Here is a 19,950-nt window from a genome sequence, read left to right as displayed (position 1 = left end):
TCGAATTTAAGAATATAATATCTTTATTTTAATTGTCAAGTTTTAAAGCGGAAGCTAGGGCATTCATACAAACGATACAATTCCTATAATCATACACTAAAAAAGGAATTTATAGAGTGAAAAATGAAGAGAACATTCTCAATTAGCTTGTTAACATGTATCCCTCACTCATTAAAGTTTTTAGAGAACAGTTTTTTATAAAATGTTTGTGAGGAATTCTGTAGAACAAGATATATGAAGTGAGTGAAGACTAGTGATGAACATACTACATTTTTTATTAGAAAATACGGTTTTCCAAAATGTATTACAAGATCTTCAGTTAAATGTCCTTTATATAGAAAATGGATGCACACATCAACAAACGATAGAAAATATCCATCCAAAATGTATGTTTATAGCAAATAGTTTTGAAGAAGGCGAAGTATTATTTCAGAGGACTAAACCACATATTGTAATTATGTATGTAACAGATTTTTCTCAAATAAAATATATAAAGAATATGTATAATCCACAGAGTACATTTATTGTCATTTGGGATCAACAAATAACAAGCGAGTTTGCAGAGGTGCTTACGTTAGGAATACGTAATATTGTGATAGCCCCTGTGACTCCACAAATGGTGTTAGAGGAAGTAAATAAAAGTTTATATCAGCTTTCTTTAGTGCGACAAGTAAGTTTGCAACAAGAACTACTTCAAACGATGTTTGATTTTCGAAATGATCTATTATTTATAGTAGAAGACGATGAGATTGTTGATTGTAATACAAATTTTTTAGAGTTTTTCGGATATGAAAATTTGTTTGCGTATCGTGAGCAACATTTAGTATTTGCTGAACATCTTATTAGAGAAAATGGATACTATTCAACAACTCATGATATAACATGGTTAGATGATACATTATCATATGATAGAAGAATTAAGATGTCCAACTATGAAGGGGAAGTGTCAACTTTTTTATTGCGTGCGACACCATTGCCAGAAGATTTATCAAGATTTATTGTGAAGTGTACAGAGATTACCGAATTAGATGAAATCTATCAAGAACAAGAAAGACTTGCTATGATAGATTCGTTAACAGAGATTTATAATCGTTTGAAATTCCAACAAATACTCGAGGCAGAATGGGATAATGCGATGCGTAATAATGAAAATATAGCACTTATTTTATTTGATATAGATAATTTTAAAGCAGTAAATGACACGTATGGCCATGATTTTGGTGACTTAGCATTAATTGAGCTTGCAGAGCTCATGAAATCTAAAGTGGAGCAGCAACATGTATTTGCTAGGTGGGGAGGAGAAGAATTTATTATTTTAGTAACGAATACGGTAGAAAAAGAAGCATTTCAAGTTGCGGAATCATTACGATTTTTCATTGAAACAAAGCAATTCTCAGGAATTTCGAAATTAACAGCGAGCTTTGGAGTTGCATTATATGAAAAAGGGATTACAAGAGAAGAATTAATGCAACGAGCGGATATTGCATTATATGAAGCGAAAAAAAATGGGAAAAATCAAGTGTGTGTATATAGAAAAGAAAAAAAGTGATTTTTCGCAACAAATTGTTGCGATTTTTTTTTATTACTTGATAATAGAGTGTAGGGGGGATTTTGAACGAAGGAATTATGGAGGAACAATATGATGAAAAAAATAATGATGATAGTTTCAATATGTGCTGTAGTTTGTGGAGGAGTATACTATTTTCTCTATAATCCTAATATAAAGGAAAGTAAAGAATTAACAACTAAGGTGAATCCTGCTGTTGAATCAGAAGTACAAGAGAATATAGAAGAAGAAAAAAAAGAAAAGCAAATTGATTATGCTAGCATATCTCAAAAATTAGATCAATATTTAGTCGGAAAGCAATTCAATGGAACAGTTTTGGTAACAGATAAAGAGCATGTTATATTGAATAAAGGATATGGGTATGCTGATGTTCAAAATAAAATAGAAAATACGCCTCACACAAAATATCGTATCGGTTCTATTACGAAAACAGTTGTGGCTACATCTATTTTACAACTGCAGGATCAAGGGAAGCTAAATATTCAAGATAATGTAAATAAATATATTCCTTCATTTCCGGAGAATAAAAATATTACGTTATATCATTTATTAACGCATACCTCTGGTTTACCTGAACACGCAAAAGGCAATGTTAATGCTGCCTCCCGTTTACAGTTAATGAATTGGATTGGACGTCAAAATTTAGAATTTCCTGCAGGAACAGGTTGGAGATATACAGATTATAATTATATGGTGCTTGCCTATATAATAGAACATATATCGAAAAAACCTTTAGGAGATTACATAAAAGAAAATATATTTATAAAAGCAGATATGCATGAATCTGGTATGGGAAATATGGTACCTGGAGATAAAAATTTCACAAAGGGTTATGTGAAAAAAAATCAAGAGCTTGTACCAGCGCAGAAGGTAGGCATGGATTGGCTATATGGTTGTGGTGAGATGTATACGACAGTTGGAGATATGAAGAAATTAGACGAAGCAATTATAAATGGGAAACTTCTTTCTGAACAAAGTATACAAGCGATGTTTTCACCTTCAACAGAACGAAAATATGCATTTAGTTTTTACATATATCCGGATTATTTTCATAACCATGGTGTACTATCTGGGTGGAATACTTTCAATAATTTTAATAAAGAAAAAGGGACTTTTGTTATTTTATTTTCAAACGTGAAAAATAGTATGGATGATGACTTTAATAAAGATTTCCGAAAGATGGTAAGTGATTTATTAGAACAAAGGGGATGAGAAAATGAAACATAAAAATGTATCAATTGGTTTCATTGGTATTGGTGTAATGGGAAAAAGTATGGTGCGTCATTTAATGCAAGACGGTCATACAGTATATGTATATAATAGAACAAAATCGAAAACAGACTCTTTAGTGCAAGATGGTGCAAATTGGTGTGATACACCGAAAGAGTTAGTAAAGCAAGTTGATGTTGTAATGACTATGGTTGGGTATCCACATGATGTAGAAGAAGTGTACTTTGGGATAGATGGAATTTTGGAGAATGCAAATGAAGGCACAATCGCAATTGATTTCACGACATCTACACCAACATTGGCAAAACGTATTAATGAAACTGGAAAAAGTAAGAATGTATATACGTTAGATGCACCTGTATCTGGAGGAGACGTTGGTGCGAAAGAAGCAAGACTCGCAATTATGGTCGGTGGAGAGAAAGAAATATATGATAGATGTTTACCGTTATTTGAAAAACTAGGAACAAATATTCAGTTGCAAGGGCCTGCTGGAAGTGGACAACATACAAAAATGTGCAATCAAATTGCGATTGCTTCCAACATGATTGGAGTATGTGAAGCTGTTGCTTATGCGAAAAAGGCTGGATTAGATCCTGATAAAGTATTGGAGAGTATTTCAACGGGAGCAGCAGGTAGCTGGTCATTAAGTAATTTAGCTCCTCGAATGTTAAAGGGAGATTTTGAACCAGGTTTTTATGTAAAGCATTTTATGAAAGATATGAAGATCGCGTTAGATGAGGCTGAAAGATTACAATTACAAGTACCAGGTTTAAGTTTGGCGAAGGAATTGTATGAAGAGCTAATAAAAGATGGGGAAGAAAATAGCGGAACACAAGTGTTATACAAAAAATACGTAAGGGGGTAAATGAGATGGATCTTCAAAAATTTGATGAGATGATTGATACTGTACAAAGAGCAACATGTATACAAATTAATGAAAAACAAAAAGAAGCTTTTAAACAAAAATATGATTTTGAACCGAATTTCGAATATGGAAGAGATGAGAAAGGGCATTACGTTATTCGAACTTCAAAAAAGATGCTAGAAGAAATGGAATTTTATTTGGCATTGAAATATGATCGAGATGGAGTTGACCTTTACATGGAAGCGGAGATTGATGGTATATATCATGTATCTGTTAGCTATAGTGAAGACGCTTTGCATCTACAAGAATTGTTTCAATTTCTAGAAGAAAATAAATAAAAGTCCTCATTTGAGGACTTTTATTTTTAATTTTGTAATTATAAGCTAGAAGCCCGGCGGCATCGTTCGATTGGGAATGGAATCACTTGCGCGATGTGATTAGGACCAAATTGTTTTGTACGAGCATGGCGTACTATATAAAATGCACAGAGAATTGAAACAGGAATAGCACCGAATAAACCAAAAAGTAAAGCGCTTACACAAGATGCAACAAAACCTAAAACACCAACTTCTAACTCTTCCATAATAGCTCCTAGAATAATAGGAAGTGCTCCACACGTAACCCCTAGTATAAGTGCGATAAGTAAACTCATGATTCTCCCCCTCTGTTTGCGATTTTCTTTTCCTTCTTAGTTAATTGTAGTATATCATACATAAAACAGAATTTTCAGAAAAAGTTCAAAAAAAGTTCAATAAATGTTCAAAAAGTCTTAATAAATATACTTGAAAAATTGAAGGGAGAGATTGTACTGAAAAGAAGTAATAATACGGTTAGAACCATAAAAAATCAGGCTTATTTCAAAATGAAATAAGCCTGTTCCATAGGAGGATGTATATATGTAGAGTGAATAAAAGGTTGGAAAAGGGGGTCCAAGGCCTTTTATTCAACTAACTACCTTAATAGATTGGAACCCAGCCTTCAGTTGTAACAAAAATACGAATAGCTACAACTTGACGATCATCTTGCAAGGTAAAATAATGTCTTGCATTTTCAGGAACAGATATGAGATCGCCTGGCTCAAGTTCAACGTCAAAGAATGTCCCATCTTTTCCTTCAATGGCAAAGATGCCATGACCACTAACAATAAAGCGAACTTCATCATCAGTATGATGGTGTTCTTTTTGGAAATTAATTAATAGTTCGTCAAGGTTAGGTGTGCTATTTGAAAGTGAAATTACATCATGTGCTTTATAACCTCGGCGTGATGAAACATCAGCAATTTCTTTTGAAAACACAGCTAATATTTCAGCTTTGTTTTCATCTGTTAATGAGTAATTTTCTTTTAAATGAGTAGGAAGTTTGGAAATATTCCATTTCTCATATAAAACGCCTTCCTCTTGTAGAAATTTTGATACTTCCACTTCATTTTCAATGCGAGTATTTATTTCATGAATACGAATTTGCGCCATTAGAAACGCCTCCTTGAATTGATAATAGTTTTATATGAAATTGGAATAAAAACTCATAAGCTTCTAATCTTTTCTTTGCATCAAAGCTATCTCGGCCCCATACGGTAATACCATGGTTACGGATTAATACTGCCCCCGAATCTCCTTGTATATGCTTGCGGAAGTTTTCTCCAAGCGTTGGGATATGGGCATGGTTTTCGATAATAGGAATGTTTATTGTTGCACCTTCTTCCCAAATATCGAGAGCTTTAATAATTTCTTGATTTTGAAGTGTGACTGCATCACTATATAAATTTGTGATAACATTGTTATCGGTTGTATGAACATGAAGGACGCATCCAGCATTCGTATTATTATAAATATGTGTATGCAAGATTGTTTCTGCTGAAGGACGTAATTCAGTTTCTAATACGGGAACCCCTAGATGATCTACTAATAGAAAATCATCTGGAGTCGTTTTTGTTTTATCTTTACCACTTGCTGTAATGAGAAAAGTGAGTGGTTCATGACTAACCTTTATAGAAATATTACCACTCGTTGCTGGAAACCAATTTCGTGTTGTTAATTCTTTTTTTATCTCACTTAAGTCATACCATTGACGAAAAAGTTGTTTCATAATTTCACCTCCAACAAATGTTTTAATTCGTTTTGAATATCGTGAAACGATTCAAATGGTGTATAAGAAATATGATTTTCTTCACATTTTGTAATAAGGAAGTCACGAGCGAACACTTTATCCGCTTGTTTCGCAGCTTGTAAATCAGTAATTGAATCTCCGATTACAATATGGAAGTCATTTGTATTACTTAATTTACGGATGAGTGATGATTTACATAATCCGCAATGATTTTGACAATGATGATCACAAGGATGAGGCCAATTCACCGTAATGTATTCATTTGAAAAATCTGTTTCATTACAGTAAATTTGCTCTTTCGGAATGAGTCCTTGTAAGAGTGGATAGACGAAGAAATCCATTCCACCTGATATAACATAAAAGGAAATATTATTTTTATTTACCAATTGTATAAATTCATGAAAACCATTACGGATTTCAGCAGTCTCTATTAAAAATTGAATAATTTCATCGTGCAGATTAGTAGGTATGAATTGAAATAATTGAGAAACACCTTCTTGAATAGATAGCTCTTGTGATAAAATTCTATTCTTTACTTCTTCAGCTTCTGGTGGTGCAAATTTTTCCATAATGGACATAATGTTATCATTATTTGTAATCGTGCCATCGAAATCACAAAATACTTGAATACTCATAATTTCACCTCATGAGAGGGATTTCCCCATATTTGTAGTGCGCTATGCAAATTTATGTCATCTACTTCATGGAGTGGTTTATTTTGCAAAGTAGCATCAATTGCAGCACGGAAAGCTTTACCGCCGCCCTGCGCCCCATTTGGATGTCCATGTATTCCGCCACCAGCATTAATAACAACATCTTTACCGAAATCTCGTACAATAAAGGGAACGAAACCAGGGTGAATACCAGCAGACGGAACAGAAAAGCTCTTCTTGAAAAATGAATCGCCTTCAGTTAAATATTTTGAGATAGCAAGAGCTTCCTCTTTTTCTAGCGCAACACTTCCGTATGGAGATGGGAATAATGAAAAGTCAGCCCCAGCATAACGGAGTAGCTTTCCGAGTAATAATGGAGATGAAACTCCATATAACTTGGATGCGGAATAAGCACCACTTACAGCAGGGTGTGCCATAATAGGAAGCGGGATTTCATCATCTTCTGCAAGTGATTGTAGTACATCTAGTCCGTAAGAGAATACGTTAAATAATAGAATATCAGCTCCAGCTTGCACTGCACGTTTCGCATTTTCTTTTAAATCAAAAGTTCGTCCTGTTAAATTTACGGCATATAACGTTTTATGTCCGTACGTTTCATATACGGATTGTAAAACTTCTTTTCCAGATACGATGCGTTTCGTAAGTGGTGTTAATGCATTTTCGAATAATATCTCATCATCTTTTACGATATCTACACCACCAATTGCTTGATCGCGTAATTGCGTTTTTAAATACCCAATATTTCGTCCAATCATTCCTTTAAAAATACTCATTAAAAGGGGACGATCATGTACTTGTAAAAGATTTCGAATACCATCTATCCCGAATTTTGGACCAGGAAACTGTTTTTTTAATTCGTCTGAAAAAGTTAAGTCAATTAATTTTACTTCGCCATCAAGTGATAGCTTTCCAAATGTAGTCGTTAAAATTGCTGGTAAATCTGGACTGAAATTTAATAACGGATATTCGATTTTAATAATTCCGCGTTTCACTTTTTTACGTAAATACGAATTGGTATGTTCATGTGCAGCTAATTCCTCAACATGAATGACGTTACCTTTATGCTGCTTTAATTGTTCTTGCAATAAATGTGGCAAATGAGTCCAAGAGCCAATTGTTAAACCGAGTGCAATTTGCTCAGCTTTTTTTTCTAAGTTATGTGAATCATCATGGATTAAATATGTCGCTATAATTCCGCTCATTGTTATAACCTCCTAGTTAAATAAAAAAACCTCTCAGCTAAGGAGAGGTTTTTTTACAACCAGCTCCTTATCTGTCAGCGTAATGCTGCGAGAATTAGCACCGTGTCTACAATTGTAGATCGGTTGCCGGGTTTCGTCGGGCTCGTCCCTCCACCTGCTCTTGATAAGAAGTATTTAGAAATGTTTAAATTTTTAAGATAACTGAATTTTGTCAGATATTTTTCATGTTGTCAATTACTTTTTGAAAAAATTTAATTTATCAATTCGATGAATGGCTTCTCTTAACCTATCTTCTGTATGTAAGAGACCAACACGGACATACCCTTCGCCATGCTCACCAAATCCAACGCCAGGAGCAACTGCGACATGTGCTTTTTCTAGTAAAATATTAGAAAATTGCTCAGAAGTATATCCTTTTGGAACAGGAAGCCATGCAAAGAATGATCCTGTTGGAATGTTTACATTCCAACCAATTGAGTGACAAGCTGAAATAAGAGCGTTTCGTCGAGCTTCGTAACTATTTACAAGGTCTATTACGCAAGACTGTGAACTTAATAGTGCTTCGCGGGCGGCATCTTGAACTGCACCGAAGATGCTAACATACATATGATCTTGTAATAAGTTAATGGTTTCAATGACACTTTCATTCCCTACAGCAAAAGCGATGCGCCAGCCAGCCATATTAAAAGTTTTCGATAATGTGTAAATTTCGATTCCTGTATCTTTGGCACCGTCTGCTTGTAAGAAACTAACTGGCTTTTGACCGTCGAATCCTATAGCACCATAAGCAAAATCATGAACAACTAATATATTGTGTTTATTGGCAAAATGAATTGTTTCATCAAAAAAATCTTTTGATGCAGTAGCACCTGTAGGATTATTTGGATAGTTTAAAAACATTAATTTTGCACGCTCGGCAATAGAATCATCAATTTTTGCATAATCTGGTAAAAAGTTATTTTCTGCAATAAGTGGCATTGTTTCAAATTTTGCTTTTGCTAAAGCGACACCTGATAAATAATCTGGATAACCTGGATCGGGAACGAGAATCGTATCACCAGGGTTTGTAAAGCAAACTGGTAATTCTACTAATCCAGCCTTTCCACCAAACAAAATAGCAATTTCAGTTTTCGAATTTAATTCTACGCCGTATTCACGTTGATAGAATGTTGCTACAGCTTCTTTTAAGCTTTCGTGTCCGCGAAATGGCGGATATTTATGATGAATGGTCTTTTCAGCAGCATCTTGCAAAGCTTTTACGATATGCTGCGGTGTTGGTTGATCTGGATTACCTTGACCTAGATTAATAACATCGTGACCAGCTGCAACGACTTTGTTAACTTTTGCAACAAGTGAAGCGAAAAATTGTGTTGGCAATGATGTTACTATCTCAGAAGGTTGAAATGATTTCATACTTTCCACCTCTTTTGAAAGTTGTTACAATTCTAGTGACAAATGATATAATCTTTCCAGTATTTTGTAAAGAAAAAAATGAGAATGGGGCTGAAAAAATGAAAGTCGCATGTATTCAGATGGATATTGTCTTTGGAGATGTAGAAAAAAATATTGAGAATGCTAAAAATAAAATAAGCGAAGCGATGAAGGAAAGACCAGATGTTATCGTCTTACCAGAACTATGGACAACAGGTTATGATTTAACGAGACTCTCTGAAATTGCAGATAGGGATGGATTGGAAACGAAAGAAAAGTTGATAGAATGGTCGAAACAATATGGTGTACATATTGTTGGTGGTTCTATAGCAAAGCAAACGGAGCAAGGTGTTACAAATACAATGTATGTTGTAACGAATAAAGGAGAACTAGTCCATGAATATAGTAAAGTGCATTTATTTCAGCTTATGGATGAACATAAATATTTAATCGCTGGAAATCGTACTGGTGAATTTAAGTTAGATGATGTAGAGTGCGCTGGCACAATTTGCTATGATATTCGTTTTCCGGAGTGGATGCGCGTTCATACTGCTAAAGGTGCAAAAGTTTTATTTGTTGTAGCTGAATGGCCATTAGTTCGTTTAGCACATTGGCGTTTGCTATTACAAGCAAGAGCAGTTGAAAACCAGTGTTATGTTGTAGCATGTAATAGGGCAGGGAAGGATCCAAATAATGAGTTTGCTGGCCATTCTTTAATTGTCGATCCTTGGGGCGAAGTTGTTGTAGAAGCAAATGAAGAAGAAGCAATTCTATTTGGAGAGCTTACATTCGAGAAAATTAAAGAAGTACGCAAAGGAATTCCAGTTTTTGCGGATCGACGTCCAGAATTATACAAATAAAATGTTGACAAGTGATTTTTATTCTTGGTATAGTCTTCAACATAAAGTTAAAAATTCTAAAAAATTATACAACTCTTATCAAGAGCAGGTGGAGGGATTTGGCCCGATGAAGCCCAGCAACCGACCGTAATACCATTGTGAAATGGGGCGTTTATTTACGCCAAAAGGCACGGTGCTAATTCCAGCAGAAAGTAAAACTTTCTGGCAGATAAGAGGGGAGAAGATAAACTTCAAACCTCTTTCTTAGTGGAAAGAGGTTTTTCTACGTCAGAAAAACCTCTGAATATAAAAAAGGGGGAGAAGACGATGGGATATTATGCATTAACTGAAACAACAGCTATACAATATGCGAAAGAACACGGTTATTTTGAAAAGAAAGCAAATGTATTTTGTCATGAAATTGGAGATGGAAATTTAAATTACGTGTTCAAATTAGATGATGGAGAGAAGTCTATTATAATAAAACAGGCACTGCCATATGCGAAAGTAGTTGGTGAAAGCTGGCCGTTATCTATAAAAAGAGCGACAATTGAAAGCAAGGCACTGAAAATTTTTGCGAAGTATGTACCGGATTATGTTCCGGTAGTGCACAGTCATGATGAAGAGTTAGCAGTAACAGTAATAGAAGACTTATCAAGACTAACAATTACAAGAAAAGGATTAATAGATGGAGAAGAATATCCACTTTTATCCCAACATATCGGTCGTTTTCTAGCAAATGTTTTATTTTATACTTCAGATTTCGGTTTACAGTCAGAAGAGAAAAGGGGACTAGAAGGTACATTTGTAAACCCAGATCTCTGCAAGATTACAGAAGATTTAGTGTTTACAGATCCGTTTGGCCATTACGATACGAATGATTATGAGCCGGAATTACAACTAGCGGTTGATGAATTGTGGAGTGATAAAACTTTAAAATTAAAAGTAGCACAATATAAATATAAGTTTTTAACGAGAAAAGAAGCACTTATTCATGGTGATTTACATACTGGTAGTATTTTTTCATCACCTTCTGAAACGAAAGTGATTGATCCGGAGTTTGCAACTTATGGCCCATTTGGATTTGATCTTGGTCAATTTATTGCAAATCTATTATTAAATGCTCTATCTAGAGAGGAAGAACAGAGAAGTGTGCTATTTTTCCATATTGAGAAAACATGGAGCTATTTCGTAGACACTTTTACAAAGTTATGGATTGGAGAAGGTGTAGAAGCATATACGAAAGAAAAACAATGGTTGCCGATTATTTTGCAAAATATTTTTACGGATGTGGTCGGATTTGCTGGATGTGAGCTTATCCGAAGAACAATTGGCTTAGCACATGTAGCTGATTTAGATGAAATAGCAAATAAAGAAAAGAGAATTCAAGCCAAGAAACAAGCTTTATCCTTAGGTAAAGAACTAATAAAATATGAATCTAAAAACGCTGATATTCAACTGTTCCGAACATTATTTCAACAGACAGTTTCTGGAGGGGTAAAAGCATGAGTACAATTGTTACGATTCCGAGGTCTGTCAGTTGGAAAGGGGATGCTATTGCAGTATTAAATCAAACAAAGTTGCCGCATAGCACAGAATATAAAACATTAACGACGATTGAAGAGGTATGGAAAAGTATTGTCATGCTAGAAGTACGAGGAGCACCGGCAATTGGAATTGTAGCTGCATTTGGCTTGGCGCTTGCAGCAAAAAAATATACTACTTTACATATTGAAGAATTTCAAAAGAAGTTTAATAGAGATTGTAATTATTTGGGAACGTCACGCCCGACAGCAGTCAATTTATTTTGGGCAATCGATCGTATGAGAGAATCTATTCAAGAAATTACTACAATAAAAGAAGCACAAAAAATATTAGAAGAAGAAGCGCTTCTCATTCAGCAAGAAGATGAAGCAGTATGCAGGAGTATTGGAGAACATGCATTATCATGCTTTAAAGACGGTGATAACATTTTAACAATTTGTAACGCTGGCAGTATTGCAACTGCTAAATATGGTACTGCACTAGCACCGTTTTATATTGGGAAAGAAAAAGGTGTACATTTACATGCATATGCATGTGAAACGAGACCAGTTTTACAAGGCGGGCGTTTAACGACTTGGGAATTAAAACAGGCAGGTATTGATGTAACGCTTATTACAGATAATACGGCAGCTCATGCTATTCAAACGAAAGAAATCAACGCAATTATTGTAGGAGCGGACCGAATTGTCGCAAATGGGGATACAGCAAATAAAATCGGAACGATGAATTTAGCTATATTAGCAAAGTATTTCGATATCCCGTTCTACGTTGCAGCTCCGTTATCTACATTTGATATTACGAAACAAACAGGCGCTGGAATTGTTATTGAAGAAAGGGATGAAACAGAAGTTACGAAAATTTTTGGGAAACAAGTAACGCCAGTTGGAACTACTGTTTATAATCCAGCATTTGATGTAACGCCAAACGAATTAATTACAGGCATTATTACTGAGCGAGGTATTATACGCGGGGATTATAAACGAGAAATTGCATTATTATTTGAAAGACAAGCTAATATATAATAGCTTGTTTTTTTATGCCTAAATGTATTCTTTTCTCTTATTTATATAATGAAAGGAGGCGAAAAGAATGGAAGAGTGGATCAGGATGGTAGGTAATGTAGGGTTTCCGATTGTTGTAACATTATATTTACTCCATCGAATTGAAAGCAAATTAGATGGGGTAATTGTTGCAATAGAAAAGTTGCCGCGGCAATTACTACAGTATGACGATCCTCGCGATAAAAAATAAAGTTTGCTCTTCGTGAGCAAACTTTATTTTTTATTGAGCAGTATAACCACCATCGATAACGACAGCTTGCCCGGTTATACCTTTCGCTTTTTCGCTCGCTAAAAAGATTGCATAATCAGCGATTTCTTGTACTTGTAATAAGCGTTTTTGCGGTACAAGTGGATAAATGACTTCCTCCAAAACATTTTCAAGTGGTACATTTCGTGTAGTAGCTAAGTCTTGTAGTTGATTACGTACAAGAGGGGTATCGACATAACCAGGACACAGTGCATTTACAGTAATACCATGCGTAGCGCCTTCTAAAGCAGCAACTTTTGTTAATCCAATTACACCATGTTTCGCGCTATTGTAGGCGGATTTCCCTGCAAATCCAACGAGGCCATTAATGGAAGCGACATTAATAATTCGGCCATACTTTTGCTTTTTCATAATCGGAAAGGCATGTTTAATGGCGATAAAAGGAGCGATTTGCATAATTTTAATTAGTAGCTCAAACTTTTCGGTTGGAAAATCTTCAATTGGTGAAACGTGTTGCATGCCTGCGTTATTAATTAATATGTCTAATGAACCGAAATGATTAACAGTTTGGGAAATGGATGCTTCTATTTCTTCTTCGGATGTAACATCACATTTTAAGCCGATAGCTTGAAAGCCCTCTTTTTGTAGTTGTTCAGCAGCTTCTTTTGCACGTTCTTCAAGACGATCGGTAATAACAACTTTTGCACCTTCTTTTGCAAAAGCTTTTCCCATTTCATAACCAATACCACTTGCAGCACCTGTTAAAAAAACAACTCGATTTGTAACCATGATGAAAAACATCCCTTCGTAATAAAGTTCTCATATTGCTCTATTTAGAGAGTGGATAATAAAAATCCTGCAAAGATTTGGAAAAATATTGTTAGCTATCTTGTTTTGCAAAATAGTCTCTGCTATACTATTTTGTAAAGCAAGATACTTACGCTTATCTATCTTGTAAAACAAGATAGTGGGAGGATTTGAATTATGTCGACAAGTCAAATGCTGAAAGGGATTTTAGAAGGATGCTTACTTGCTATTATTTCTGAAGGTGAAATATACGGTTATGAAATGAGTGAGAAGCTAGCAAAGTATGGCTTTACAATGGCGAGTGAAGGAAGTATTTATCCGTTATTAATACGAATGCAAAAGGAAGGATTCATAACAAGTGTAATGAAAGAATCCCCAACTGGTCCAAAACGGAAGTATTATACGTTAACAGAAAATGGCGAAGATGCACTGGATGAATTTATGGATCGCTGGGAAGCGATGCAAAGTAGTGTGGAACGTCTACTTGAAGGGAAGGGGAGAAGAAAATAATGCTATCAAATGAAGCGCGAAAATTTTTATTAGATATGAGATTGTTTTTGACTGCAAAGAGTGTGAAAGAAAGCGATATTGAAAGCTTTATCGAAGACGCAGAACTTCATTTAATAGAAGGTGAGAGTGATGGGAAAAGTGTAGAAGAAATTTTCGGAAGCTCACCGAAAGAATATGCAAATGAACTTGTAAAAGTGATGGAAAGGGATAGACAGGAAACGTGGAAGCAAATTGGTTTTACAGTAATGAATATCGTATCGTTTTGGATTATGGCTTCTATTCTAATAGTGAATAACGGATTATTACAGATGTCACTTATTCAGTGCGTTGGATATAGTTTGTCATTGATTTTAGTTGTGATAGGTCCTAATTTTCTACTTCGCAAAATGACCTTCGTAACAAGTTTTACAAAAACATGGTTTGTTATGTGGTCTTTAGTCATAATCGCACCAATGTTTCTAATAGGGGCTGTAACGATATTAGATGTGATTTATCCTACAAAAATGTTTATATTCACCCAAATGCAAAGTTATATATTAGCCGGTGGTATTTTCATCATTACAGTAGCAATAAATATATATTTTAATGGATGGTTTAAAAACTTATATTTAATTATTCCACTTTCGATTATGTTATTGTTTAAAACATTTATATCAGAAGACCTTGTTCCAATTTTATTTCAAATTATATGTTTATACGGAAGTTTGTTTATTTTAATCTTCCTTGAAATTATGATGAAGACGAATAGAAGAGAAACGGTTTAATAAAGGAGGGATTATTATGAAGATTTCTAAAGAAGGGGAAAAGTTTTTAATTGATACGAAAGTATATTTAATAACAAAAGGAATGAAAGAAGAAGATGTGGATGCTTTTCTAGAAGATGCAGAACTTCATTTAATAGAAGGTGAGAAGGAGGGAAAGACGGTAAGTGATATATTTGGTGATTCGCCAAAAGAGTATGCAGAAGAATTAGCGAAAGAGATGGAGAGGGATAAAGGCGGGAGTATAAAGACTATTTTAGGAATGATAATTGGAATAGGGGGATATTGGTTACTTACAAATATTTTATTTGAAAGCCCAAATCATGAATTTACATTAACGAATGTACAATTAATTGGATACCCAATTGTTTTAATGATTACGATTGTAGGAATTATATTTGCTTTTAAAATGTCATCATTTAAGAGTAAAATAAAAGAATTTAGCATTATTTATGTAGCAGCATTGCTACCGATTTTATTACTAATATTATTGATGTTTATGAATAAATGGTATGGGACACCTGTATTACAATTAACGACTATACAAAGTTATATACTAGCTGGAGTTATCTTGTTAGTACTGTTAATTGGGGAAGCATACATACTTGGCTGGATTGGGATATTAACTGTTATTGTCCCGCTATTCATTATGTTTGTATTTAAAGAATTAGGGAAGAACAACCCATATTGGGGAATGCTAGAGCCGTTACTTCTGTACGGAAGTTTATATGTATTAATGAGATGGTCTTTGAAAATTGAGGAGAAAAAAACTGTAAGCTAGCTTTATATTAATAGCGAACGAACTGAATTTTTTATTAAGAGGAGAACAAATATGCAAAGTATATTTCTAGGTATATTGTCTATTACATTTTTAGGTTTAACGATTTTTGGGCTATATACTACCTTTTCGAAAAAGTTACACGATGACTATTTCGATACTTTATTAGATGACACATCAGGTTATGTTTTGTTCTTCGGTTTAATAGGTAAAGGGCTGCTCTGGATATGCAAAAAAAATATTTCCAAAGAAATATTATATAGAGATTTTTAGAGTAATTGTATTTATGTTTAGTTGTATATTTGCATCCGTTGCAGCCGGAATTTGGTTTGTTGATTGGAATATATTGTTTTAAACAGTAACAAGAGCGTTACTGTTTTTTTCTTTGCAATAAAGCACTTTGTAAAGAGAGTGCTTTTTGTTCGTTCGTTAATAGGGATTGAATATGGACATTTTCAGGACGAGGTACGATAGGGTACATAAGATTTGTTGGAGAAGGATGGTGCTCCGAGCCAGTTGGGGAATGAGGATCAGCGTGAGTAAGTTTTCCGTGAACACGTCTTGTAAATAAAATATGACCGATTTCGTGAGCGAGCGTATATATATTTTTCATGGGGGCAGCTGAATTTGTTAAAACGATATAACCAGTAAGTTGCTGTTGTTTCGCTAAAGAGTAAGCACAGGCAATGACTGCTGTTTCTTTGAAATAATCACTGCCAATATAACAAATATAAAGGTCGCATTCAGGAGCTTCATTTACACATGTTTGGAAAAAGGATGCTAATTTTTCCTGACTTTGAATAGAATTTTTATAACTAATTTCGCGGTCAGAAAAACGAAAAAGTTCATTTAAAATAATTACTTCTTTAATTTGAAATGTAATCGGGTGCCAAATTGACTCTGCAACTGCTAAATCTTTTGCGATACGATCATTAGAAATATCGGCGCCTGGCGTAATGCAAATACATATATTGACGTATGGATCCATAAGGAACACCTCAACTGAAAAATTCTTCCTATAATATATGTTGGGAAAAGACTCTATGTATGGATAACCGCCTTGTTTATTACAAGTCGAAAAAATTTCATAGTTCTATAACGTAGTGTGATCATCTTTTTGATATAGTAAAGAAAAGGGGGAGAATATATGTATACATTAAAAATCGTTTCAGACAGAGAAGCTCTTTATCAATTTGCAAGTTATGTAAGAGTTGTGCAAGGGGTAGAAGATGTATATGTAGAGGTGGGAGAACCTTTATATGAACATCCTTTAATGAAATTTTATGTACATATTAAGCTTGAGGAAACATATGAGCAACATAAAGCGTTGCAAGAAATAGCAAGATTAATAGAATTAGGGCGTTTTACATATGTCCATTATCGTAATGATGAAATAGAAGAAGCTTTTGAAGCTGTAAAATATGAAAGTTTTAAGAAATAAAGGTGAAAAAAAGGAGGCGAAAGCTTCCTTTTTTTCTTTAAAATTACATCAACAAAAGGAGAAAAATTTTGTTATGATAAGGAAGGGTGAGGAAAGGAGAGTTTACATATTGGGGTATATTGAAGAGTTACGTAAAGTCGTTGGTACAAGGCCGCTTATTCTAGTAGGGTCAGCAATTATTATCTTAAATGATAATCAAGAAGTATTGCTTCAATATCGTTCAGATACATATGATTGGGGGGTACCTGGCGGGGCGATGGAGCTAGGAGAAACGACAGAAGAAACTGCTCGCAGAGAACTGTTTGAAGAGACGGGACTAAATGCGAAAATTATGCAATTTATCGGGGTTCTTTCGGGAAAAGAAGTGTACTTCCAATATCCAAATGGAGATGAAATTTTTAATGTCATACATCTGTATCAGGGGCATCATGTGAGCGGGGAATTAAGGCTTGACCATGAAGGATTACAGCTTCAATATTTTCCGGTAGATAAGTTACCGAATTTGAATAAAACAACAGAGAAGATTTTACAAAAATTTCTATATGCATTAACAGAATAGAAGGTTAATTCCTTCTATTTTTATTATATTAAATATTTTGATTTTTTAGTATGTTTATAGTATGATAGGTGTAGACATACATCTTATGGAATTTCACCTAAAAACTGACTAGGGTACATAAGAGAGGGGCAAGTGCAAAATGCATAATGTTGTTATTACAGCTGCAGTTCGTTCGCCAATTGGAACTTTTGGGGGAGCGCTAAAAAATGTAACGCCAGTAGAATTAGCTGTTCCTGTACTTCAGGAAGCTGTAAAACGAGGCGGGGTAGAACCACACGAAGTTGATGAAGTGATTTTAGGTCATTGTATTCAAAGAACTGATGAAGCAAATACGGCGAGAACGGCTGCATTAGCGGCAGGATTTCCTGACACAGTTACGGGCTATACAATCCAACGCCAATGTTCTTCAGGTATGCAAGCAATTATGTCGGCTGCAATGCAAATTCAATTAGGTGTAAGTGAAGTTGTCGTTGCAGGTGGAGTAGAAGCAATGAGTTCAAGCCCTTATGCATTGAAACAACACCGCTGGGGACAACGTCTACAACACGGAGAAATTCGTGATACGGTGTGGGAAGTGTTAGAAGATCCGATTCATCATATTATGATGGGGGAAACAGCGGAAAATTTAGTTGAACAATATGAAATTACAAGAGAGGAACAAGATGAAGTTGCGCTTCGCAGTCATACATTGGCGCTAAAGGCAATTGAGTCTGGATACTTTGACAATCAAATTGTTCCTATTACGATAAAAGAACGTAGAAAAGAAGTAGTATTTTCAAAAGATGAACATCCACGTGCTGATATTACAGCAGAAAAATTAGCTGGATTAAAACCAGCTTTCCGTAAAGACGGTTCAGTAACTGCAGGGAATGCATCTGGCCTGAATGACGGAAGCGCGGTTTTAGTATTAATGAGCGAAGAAAAAGCGAAAGAAAAAGGCTTACAACCGTTAGCTAGAATTGTTGGGTATTCAGTAGCTGGAGTAGATCCGAAAATTATGGGTATTGGACCAGCACCAGCAATTCGTAAAGGATTAGAAAAAGTAGATTGGTCATTAGAAGATGCAGATTTACTGGAAATTAATGAAGCTTTCGCTGCGCAATACTTAGCTGTAGAGAAAGAATTAGGTTTGGATCGTGAAAAAGTGAATGTAAACGGTAGTGGTGTAGGACTTGGACATCCAATCGGTTGTACAGGAGCTCGTATTACAGTAAGTTTAATTCATGAATTAAAGAGACGCGGATTAGAGAAAGGAATTGCCTCTCTATGCGTCGGCGGCGGTATTGGAGTAGCATTATTTATAGAAGCACTATAAAAAGAAGCAGCAATCGCTGCTTCTTTTTTTAAGAATCAAATAAATGATGAAATAATCGATCACGATTTTCAAAGAAAAGCTTCGTCGTTTGGTAATGCTCGGTGTCTTCTAAGGCGGATTCGTGAATTCCTTCTTGTGTTAAAGAGTATATAGTGGATTCAGGATAAGCCATTAAAATAGGAGAATGCGTCGCAATAACAAATTGTGAACCTTGTTCCGCTAGTTCGTGCATTCGAATGAGCATAGAAAGTTGTCTCATTGGTGATAGGGCGGCCTCGGGCTCATCTAAAATGTATAAACCTTGTCCTGAAAAACGATTCATAAATAAGGAGAAGAATGATTCACCATGGGATTGTTCATGAAGTGAAACACCGCCATAAGATTTTATAGCATCTATTTCATCAATATAAGAAGCAACGTTATAAAATGATTCAGCACGAAGAAAGAAACCGTCGTTTGGTGTATTGAAACTTTTGGAAATTCGAAGGTATTCATGTAAAGACGAATGTGAATCGTTTGTACTAAATCGGAAATTTTTCGTTCCACCTTCGGCATTAAATCCTAAAGCAATTGCAATCGCTTCGAGTAATGTTGACTTACCCGTTCCGTTTTCTCCAATAATGAATGTTACATTTGGATGGAAAGCTAGTGATTGTAATGTTCGGATAGCGGGTAGACAGTAAGGATATACGGAAAAACTAGGGATATTTTCTTTTTTTAATGTGACATTTTTTAAAAAGGGTACGTCAATCAATATATAAACCTCAATTCATAACAGATTTTGATTCTAAAAAGGCAGCAAATACAAGTGTAAGACAGCTTGTGGTGAAAATTGTATACTGAAGTGCGCCAAAACCGAGACCTTCCCAACCGAAAGTCATCCTCTTCCATATAAAAATGAAAAGAACGCTCATAAAGCCAACGAAAGCGGCGTGTATTTTATAATTTTTAAATGATTCCATAGAAAAAATCCAATGTATGTACTTAAAAACAAGGTAAAGAGAACAAGAAAAAAGACAAGTGTTAATGACACATGAACCCCTCCTTATTT

Annotated in this window: 23 protein-coding genes, 2 pseudogenes and 2 riboswitches; of the genes and pseudogenes, 15 read left to right on the top strand and 10 right to left on the bottom strand. The window is 34.8% G+C overall.

Annotated features, from left to right (window positions below; translation table 11 throughout):
* Nucleotides 1-256 precede the first annotated feature (256 nt).
* From ACTFRN_RS02900 to ACTFRN_RS02885, 4 genes are all read left to right on the top strand, one after another.
* Complete coding sequence (locus ACTFRN_RS02900) at nucleotides 257-1,549, top strand: GGDEF domain-containing protein (protein WP_001023204.1); 1,293 nt, start codon at nucleotides 257-259, stop codon at nucleotides 1,547-1,549.
* A 90-nt stretch (nucleotides 1,550-1,639) separates the two neighbouring features.
* Entirely contained in the window at nucleotides 1,640-2,779 is a 1,140-nt protein-coding gene (locus ACTFRN_RS02895) for a serine hydrolase domain-containing protein (RefSeq protein WP_000976136.1), read from the top strand.
* A 4-nt stretch (nucleotides 2,780-2,783) separates the two neighbouring features.
* On the top strand, nucleotides 2,784-3,662 hold the full coding sequence (locus ACTFRN_RS02890) for an NAD(P)-dependent oxidoreductase (RefSeq protein WP_000681096.1): 879 nt from the start codon (nucleotides 2,784-2,786) through the stop codon (nucleotides 3,660-3,662).
* 5 nt (nucleotides 3,663-3,667) lie between these two features.
* Entirely contained in the window at nucleotides 3,668-4,000 is a 333-nt protein-coding gene (locus ACTFRN_RS02885) for a DUF3909 family protein (RefSeq protein WP_000365614.1), read from the top strand.
* Nucleotides 4,001-4,038: 38 nt separating this feature from the next.
* Here the strand turns inward: ACTFRN_RS02885 and ACTFRN_RS02880 are convergent, their stop codons facing one another.
* The 6 genes from ACTFRN_RS02880 to ACTFRN_RS02855 all read right to left on the bottom strand — a co-directional run bounded on the left by ACTFRN_RS02880 (nucleotide 4,039) and on the right by ACTFRN_RS02855 (nucleotide 9,057).
* Nucleotides 4,039-4,314 (bottom strand): hypothetical protein, encoded by a 276-nt coding sequence (locus tag ACTFRN_RS02880; protein WP_000054670.1) that lies wholly within the window; start codon nucleotides 4,312-4,314, stop codon nucleotides 4,039-4,041.
* Nucleotides 4,315-4,618: 304 nt separating this feature from the next.
* On the bottom strand, nucleotides 4,619-5,131 hold the full coding sequence (locus ACTFRN_RS02875) for a 1,2-dihydroxy-3-keto-5-methylthiopentene dioxygenase (protein WP_000057307.1): 513 nt from the start codon (nucleotides 5,129-5,131) through the stop codon (nucleotides 4,619-4,621).
* Entirely contained in the window at nucleotides 5,109-5,747 is a 639-nt protein-coding gene (locus ACTFRN_RS02870) for a methylthioribulose 1-phosphate dehydratase (RefSeq protein ID WP_000811331.1), read from the bottom strand. The genes ACTFRN_RS02875 and ACTFRN_RS02870 overlap by 23 nt, the downstream gene beginning before the upstream one ends.
* The gene (gene mtnX / locus ACTFRN_RS02865; protein ID WP_088106428.1) at nucleotides 5,744-6,403 is read right to left on the bottom strand and encodes a 2-hydroxy-3-keto-5-methylthiopentenyl-1-phosphate phosphatase; all 660 of its coding nucleotides are present in this window, start codon (nucleotides 6,401-6,403) and stop codon (nucleotides 5,744-5,746) included. Before mtnX ends, ACTFRN_RS02870 begins: the two co-directional genes overlap by 4 nt.
* On the bottom strand, nucleotides 6,400-7,644 hold the full coding sequence (mtnW, locus tag ACTFRN_RS02860) for a 2,3-diketo-5-methylthiopentyl-1-phosphate enolase (protein ID WP_000014177.1): 1,245 nt from the start codon (nucleotides 7,642-7,644) through the stop codon (nucleotides 6,400-6,402). Before mtnW ends, mtnX begins: the two co-directional genes overlap by 4 nt.
* Nucleotides 7,645-7,708: 64 nt before the next feature.
* Nucleotides 7,709-7,814: riboswitch (SAM riboswitch) on the bottom strand.
* 64 nt (nucleotides 7,815-7,878) lie between these two features.
* The gene (locus ACTFRN_RS02855) at nucleotides 7,879-9,057 is read right to left on the bottom strand and encodes a pyridoxal phosphate-dependent aminotransferase (RefSeq protein ID WP_000834739.1); all 1,179 of its coding nucleotides are present in this window, start codon (nucleotides 9,055-9,057) and stop codon (nucleotides 7,879-7,881) included.
* Nucleotides 9,058-9,071: 14 nt separating this feature from the next.
* On the opposite strand from ACTFRN_RS02855, the gene ACTFRN_RS02850 reads away from it, so the two are divergent.
* The 4 genes from ACTFRN_RS02850 to ACTFRN_RS02835 all read left to right on the top strand — a co-directional run bounded on the left by ACTFRN_RS02850 (nucleotide 9,072) and on the right by ACTFRN_RS02835 (nucleotide 12,710).
* Nucleotides 9,072-9,935 carry a carbon-nitrogen family hydrolase gene (locus tag ACTFRN_RS02850; RefSeq protein ID WP_029141189.1) on the top strand — a complete coding sequence of 288 codons (864 nt, stop codon included), beginning with the start codon at nucleotides 9,072-9,074 and terminating at the stop codon, nucleotides 9,933-9,935.
* Between the two features lie 72 nt (nucleotides 9,936-10,007).
* A riboswitch (SAM riboswitch) is annotated at nucleotides 10,008-10,150 on the top strand.
* Between the two features lie 91 nt (nucleotides 10,151-10,241).
* Nucleotides 10,242-11,423 (top strand): S-methyl-5-thioribose kinase, encoded by a 1,182-nt coding sequence (mtnK, locus tag ACTFRN_RS02845; protein ID WP_000542619.1) that lies wholly within the window; start codon nucleotides 10,242-10,244, stop codon nucleotides 11,421-11,423.
* Nucleotides 11,420-12,481 carry an S-methyl-5-thioribose-1-phosphate isomerase gene (gene mtnA, locus ACTFRN_RS02840; protein ID WP_000104586.1) on the top strand — a complete coding sequence of 354 codons (1,062 nt, stop codon included), beginning with the start codon at nucleotides 11,420-11,422 and terminating at the stop codon, nucleotides 12,479-12,481. Before mtnK ends, mtnA begins: the two co-directional genes overlap by 4 nt.
* 67 nt (nucleotides 12,482-12,548) lie before the next feature.
* Nucleotides 12,549-12,710: a YvrJ family protein gene (locus ACTFRN_RS02835; protein WP_000393346.1), complete on the top strand. Its 162-nt coding sequence runs from the start codon at nucleotides 12,549-12,551 to the stop codon at nucleotides 12,708-12,710.
* Nucleotides 12,711-12,740: 30 nt separating this feature from the next.
* Here ACTFRN_RS02835 and ACTFRN_RS02830 read toward each other — a convergent pair whose 3' ends face one another.
* Nucleotides 12,741-13,517: a 3-hydroxybutyrate dehydrogenase gene (locus ACTFRN_RS02830; protein ID WP_074567411.1), complete on the bottom strand. Its 777-nt coding sequence runs from the start codon at nucleotides 13,515-13,517 to the stop codon at nucleotides 12,741-12,743.
* Nucleotides 13,518-13,712: 195 nt separating this feature from the next.
* Here ACTFRN_RS02830 and ACTFRN_RS02825 point away from each other — a divergent pair, with 195 nt between their 5' ends.
* The 4 genes and pseudogenes from ACTFRN_RS02825 (at nucleotide 13,713) to ACTFRN_RS02810 (ending at nucleotide 15,939) form a co-directional block, all read left to right on the top strand.
* Nucleotides 13,713-14,045 carry a PadR family transcriptional regulator gene (locus tag ACTFRN_RS02825; RefSeq protein WP_049112781.1) on the top strand — a complete coding sequence of 111 codons (333 nt, stop codon included), beginning with the start codon at nucleotides 13,713-13,715 and terminating at the stop codon, nucleotides 14,043-14,045.
* Nucleotides 14,045-14,809: a DUF1129 domain-containing protein gene (locus ACTFRN_RS02820; protein ID WP_000950444.1), complete on the top strand. Its 765-nt coding sequence runs from the start codon at nucleotides 14,045-14,047 to the stop codon at nucleotides 14,807-14,809. Before ACTFRN_RS02825 ends, ACTFRN_RS02820 begins: the two co-directional genes overlap by 1 nt.
* 16 nt (nucleotides 14,810-14,825) lie before the next feature.
* Nucleotides 14,826-15,587, top strand: a complete 762-nt coding sequence (locus tag ACTFRN_RS02815) for a DUF1129 domain-containing protein (protein WP_074567410.1) — start codon at nucleotides 14,826-14,828, stop codon at nucleotides 15,585-15,587.
* Between the two features lie 51 nt (nucleotides 15,588-15,638).
* Nucleotides 15,639-15,939 (top strand): annotated as a pseudogene (locus ACTFRN_RS02810) (DNA-binding protein).
* 15 nt (nucleotides 15,940-15,954) lie between these two features.
* Here ACTFRN_RS02810 and ACTFRN_RS02805 read toward each other — a convergent pair.
* Nucleotides 15,955-16,572: an ImmA/IrrE family metallo-endopeptidase gene (locus ACTFRN_RS02805; protein ID WP_000371624.1), complete on the bottom strand. Its 618-nt coding sequence runs from the start codon at nucleotides 16,570-16,572 to the stop codon at nucleotides 15,955-15,957.
* Between the two features lie 159 nt (nucleotides 16,573-16,731).
* On the opposite strand from ACTFRN_RS02805, the gene ACTFRN_RS02800 reads away from it, so the two are divergent.
* From ACTFRN_RS02800 to ACTFRN_RS02790, 3 genes are all read left to right on the top strand, one after another.
* Nucleotides 16,732-17,025: a DUF3928 family protein gene (locus ACTFRN_RS02800; RefSeq protein ID WP_074567409.1), complete on the top strand. Its 294-nt coding sequence runs from the start codon at nucleotides 16,732-16,734 to the stop codon at nucleotides 17,023-17,025.
* A 109-nt stretch (nucleotides 17,026-17,134) separates the two neighbouring features.
* On the top strand, nucleotides 17,135-17,584 hold the full coding sequence (locus ACTFRN_RS02795; RefSeq protein ID WP_000540524.1) for an NUDIX hydrolase: 450 nt from the start codon (nucleotides 17,135-17,137) through the stop codon (nucleotides 17,582-17,584).
* Nucleotides 17,585-17,723: 139 nt separating this feature from the next.
* Entirely contained in the window at nucleotides 17,724-18,899 is a 1,176-nt protein-coding gene (locus tag ACTFRN_RS02790; protein WP_087932321.1) for an acetyl-CoA C-acetyltransferase, read from the top strand.
* A gap of 28 nt (nucleotides 18,900-18,927) precedes the next feature.
* Here the strand turns inward: ACTFRN_RS02790 and ACTFRN_RS02785 are convergent, their stop codons facing one another.
* Both ACTFRN_RS02785 and ACTFRN_RS02780 read right to left on the bottom strand, forming a co-directional pair.
* Complete coding sequence (locus ACTFRN_RS02785; protein WP_000567987.1) at nucleotides 18,928-19,653, bottom strand: AAA family ATPase; 726 nt, start codon at nucleotides 19,651-19,653, stop codon at nucleotides 18,928-18,930.
* Nucleotides 19,654-19,663: 10 nt separating this feature from the next.
* Nucleotides 19,664-19,932, bottom strand: a pseudogene (locus tag ACTFRN_RS02780) (hypothetical protein).
* Between the last annotated feature and the right edge of the window lie 18 nt (nucleotides 19,933-19,950).

This window comes from Bacillus cereus group sp. MYBK245-2 (assembly GCF_051916145.1).
In the GTDB taxonomy this organism is placed as follows: Bacteria; Bacillota; Bacilli; order Bacillales; family Bacillaceae_G; genus Bacillus_A; species Bacillus_A pacificus.
This window is presented reverse-complemented; position numbering and strand designations above follow the sequence as displayed.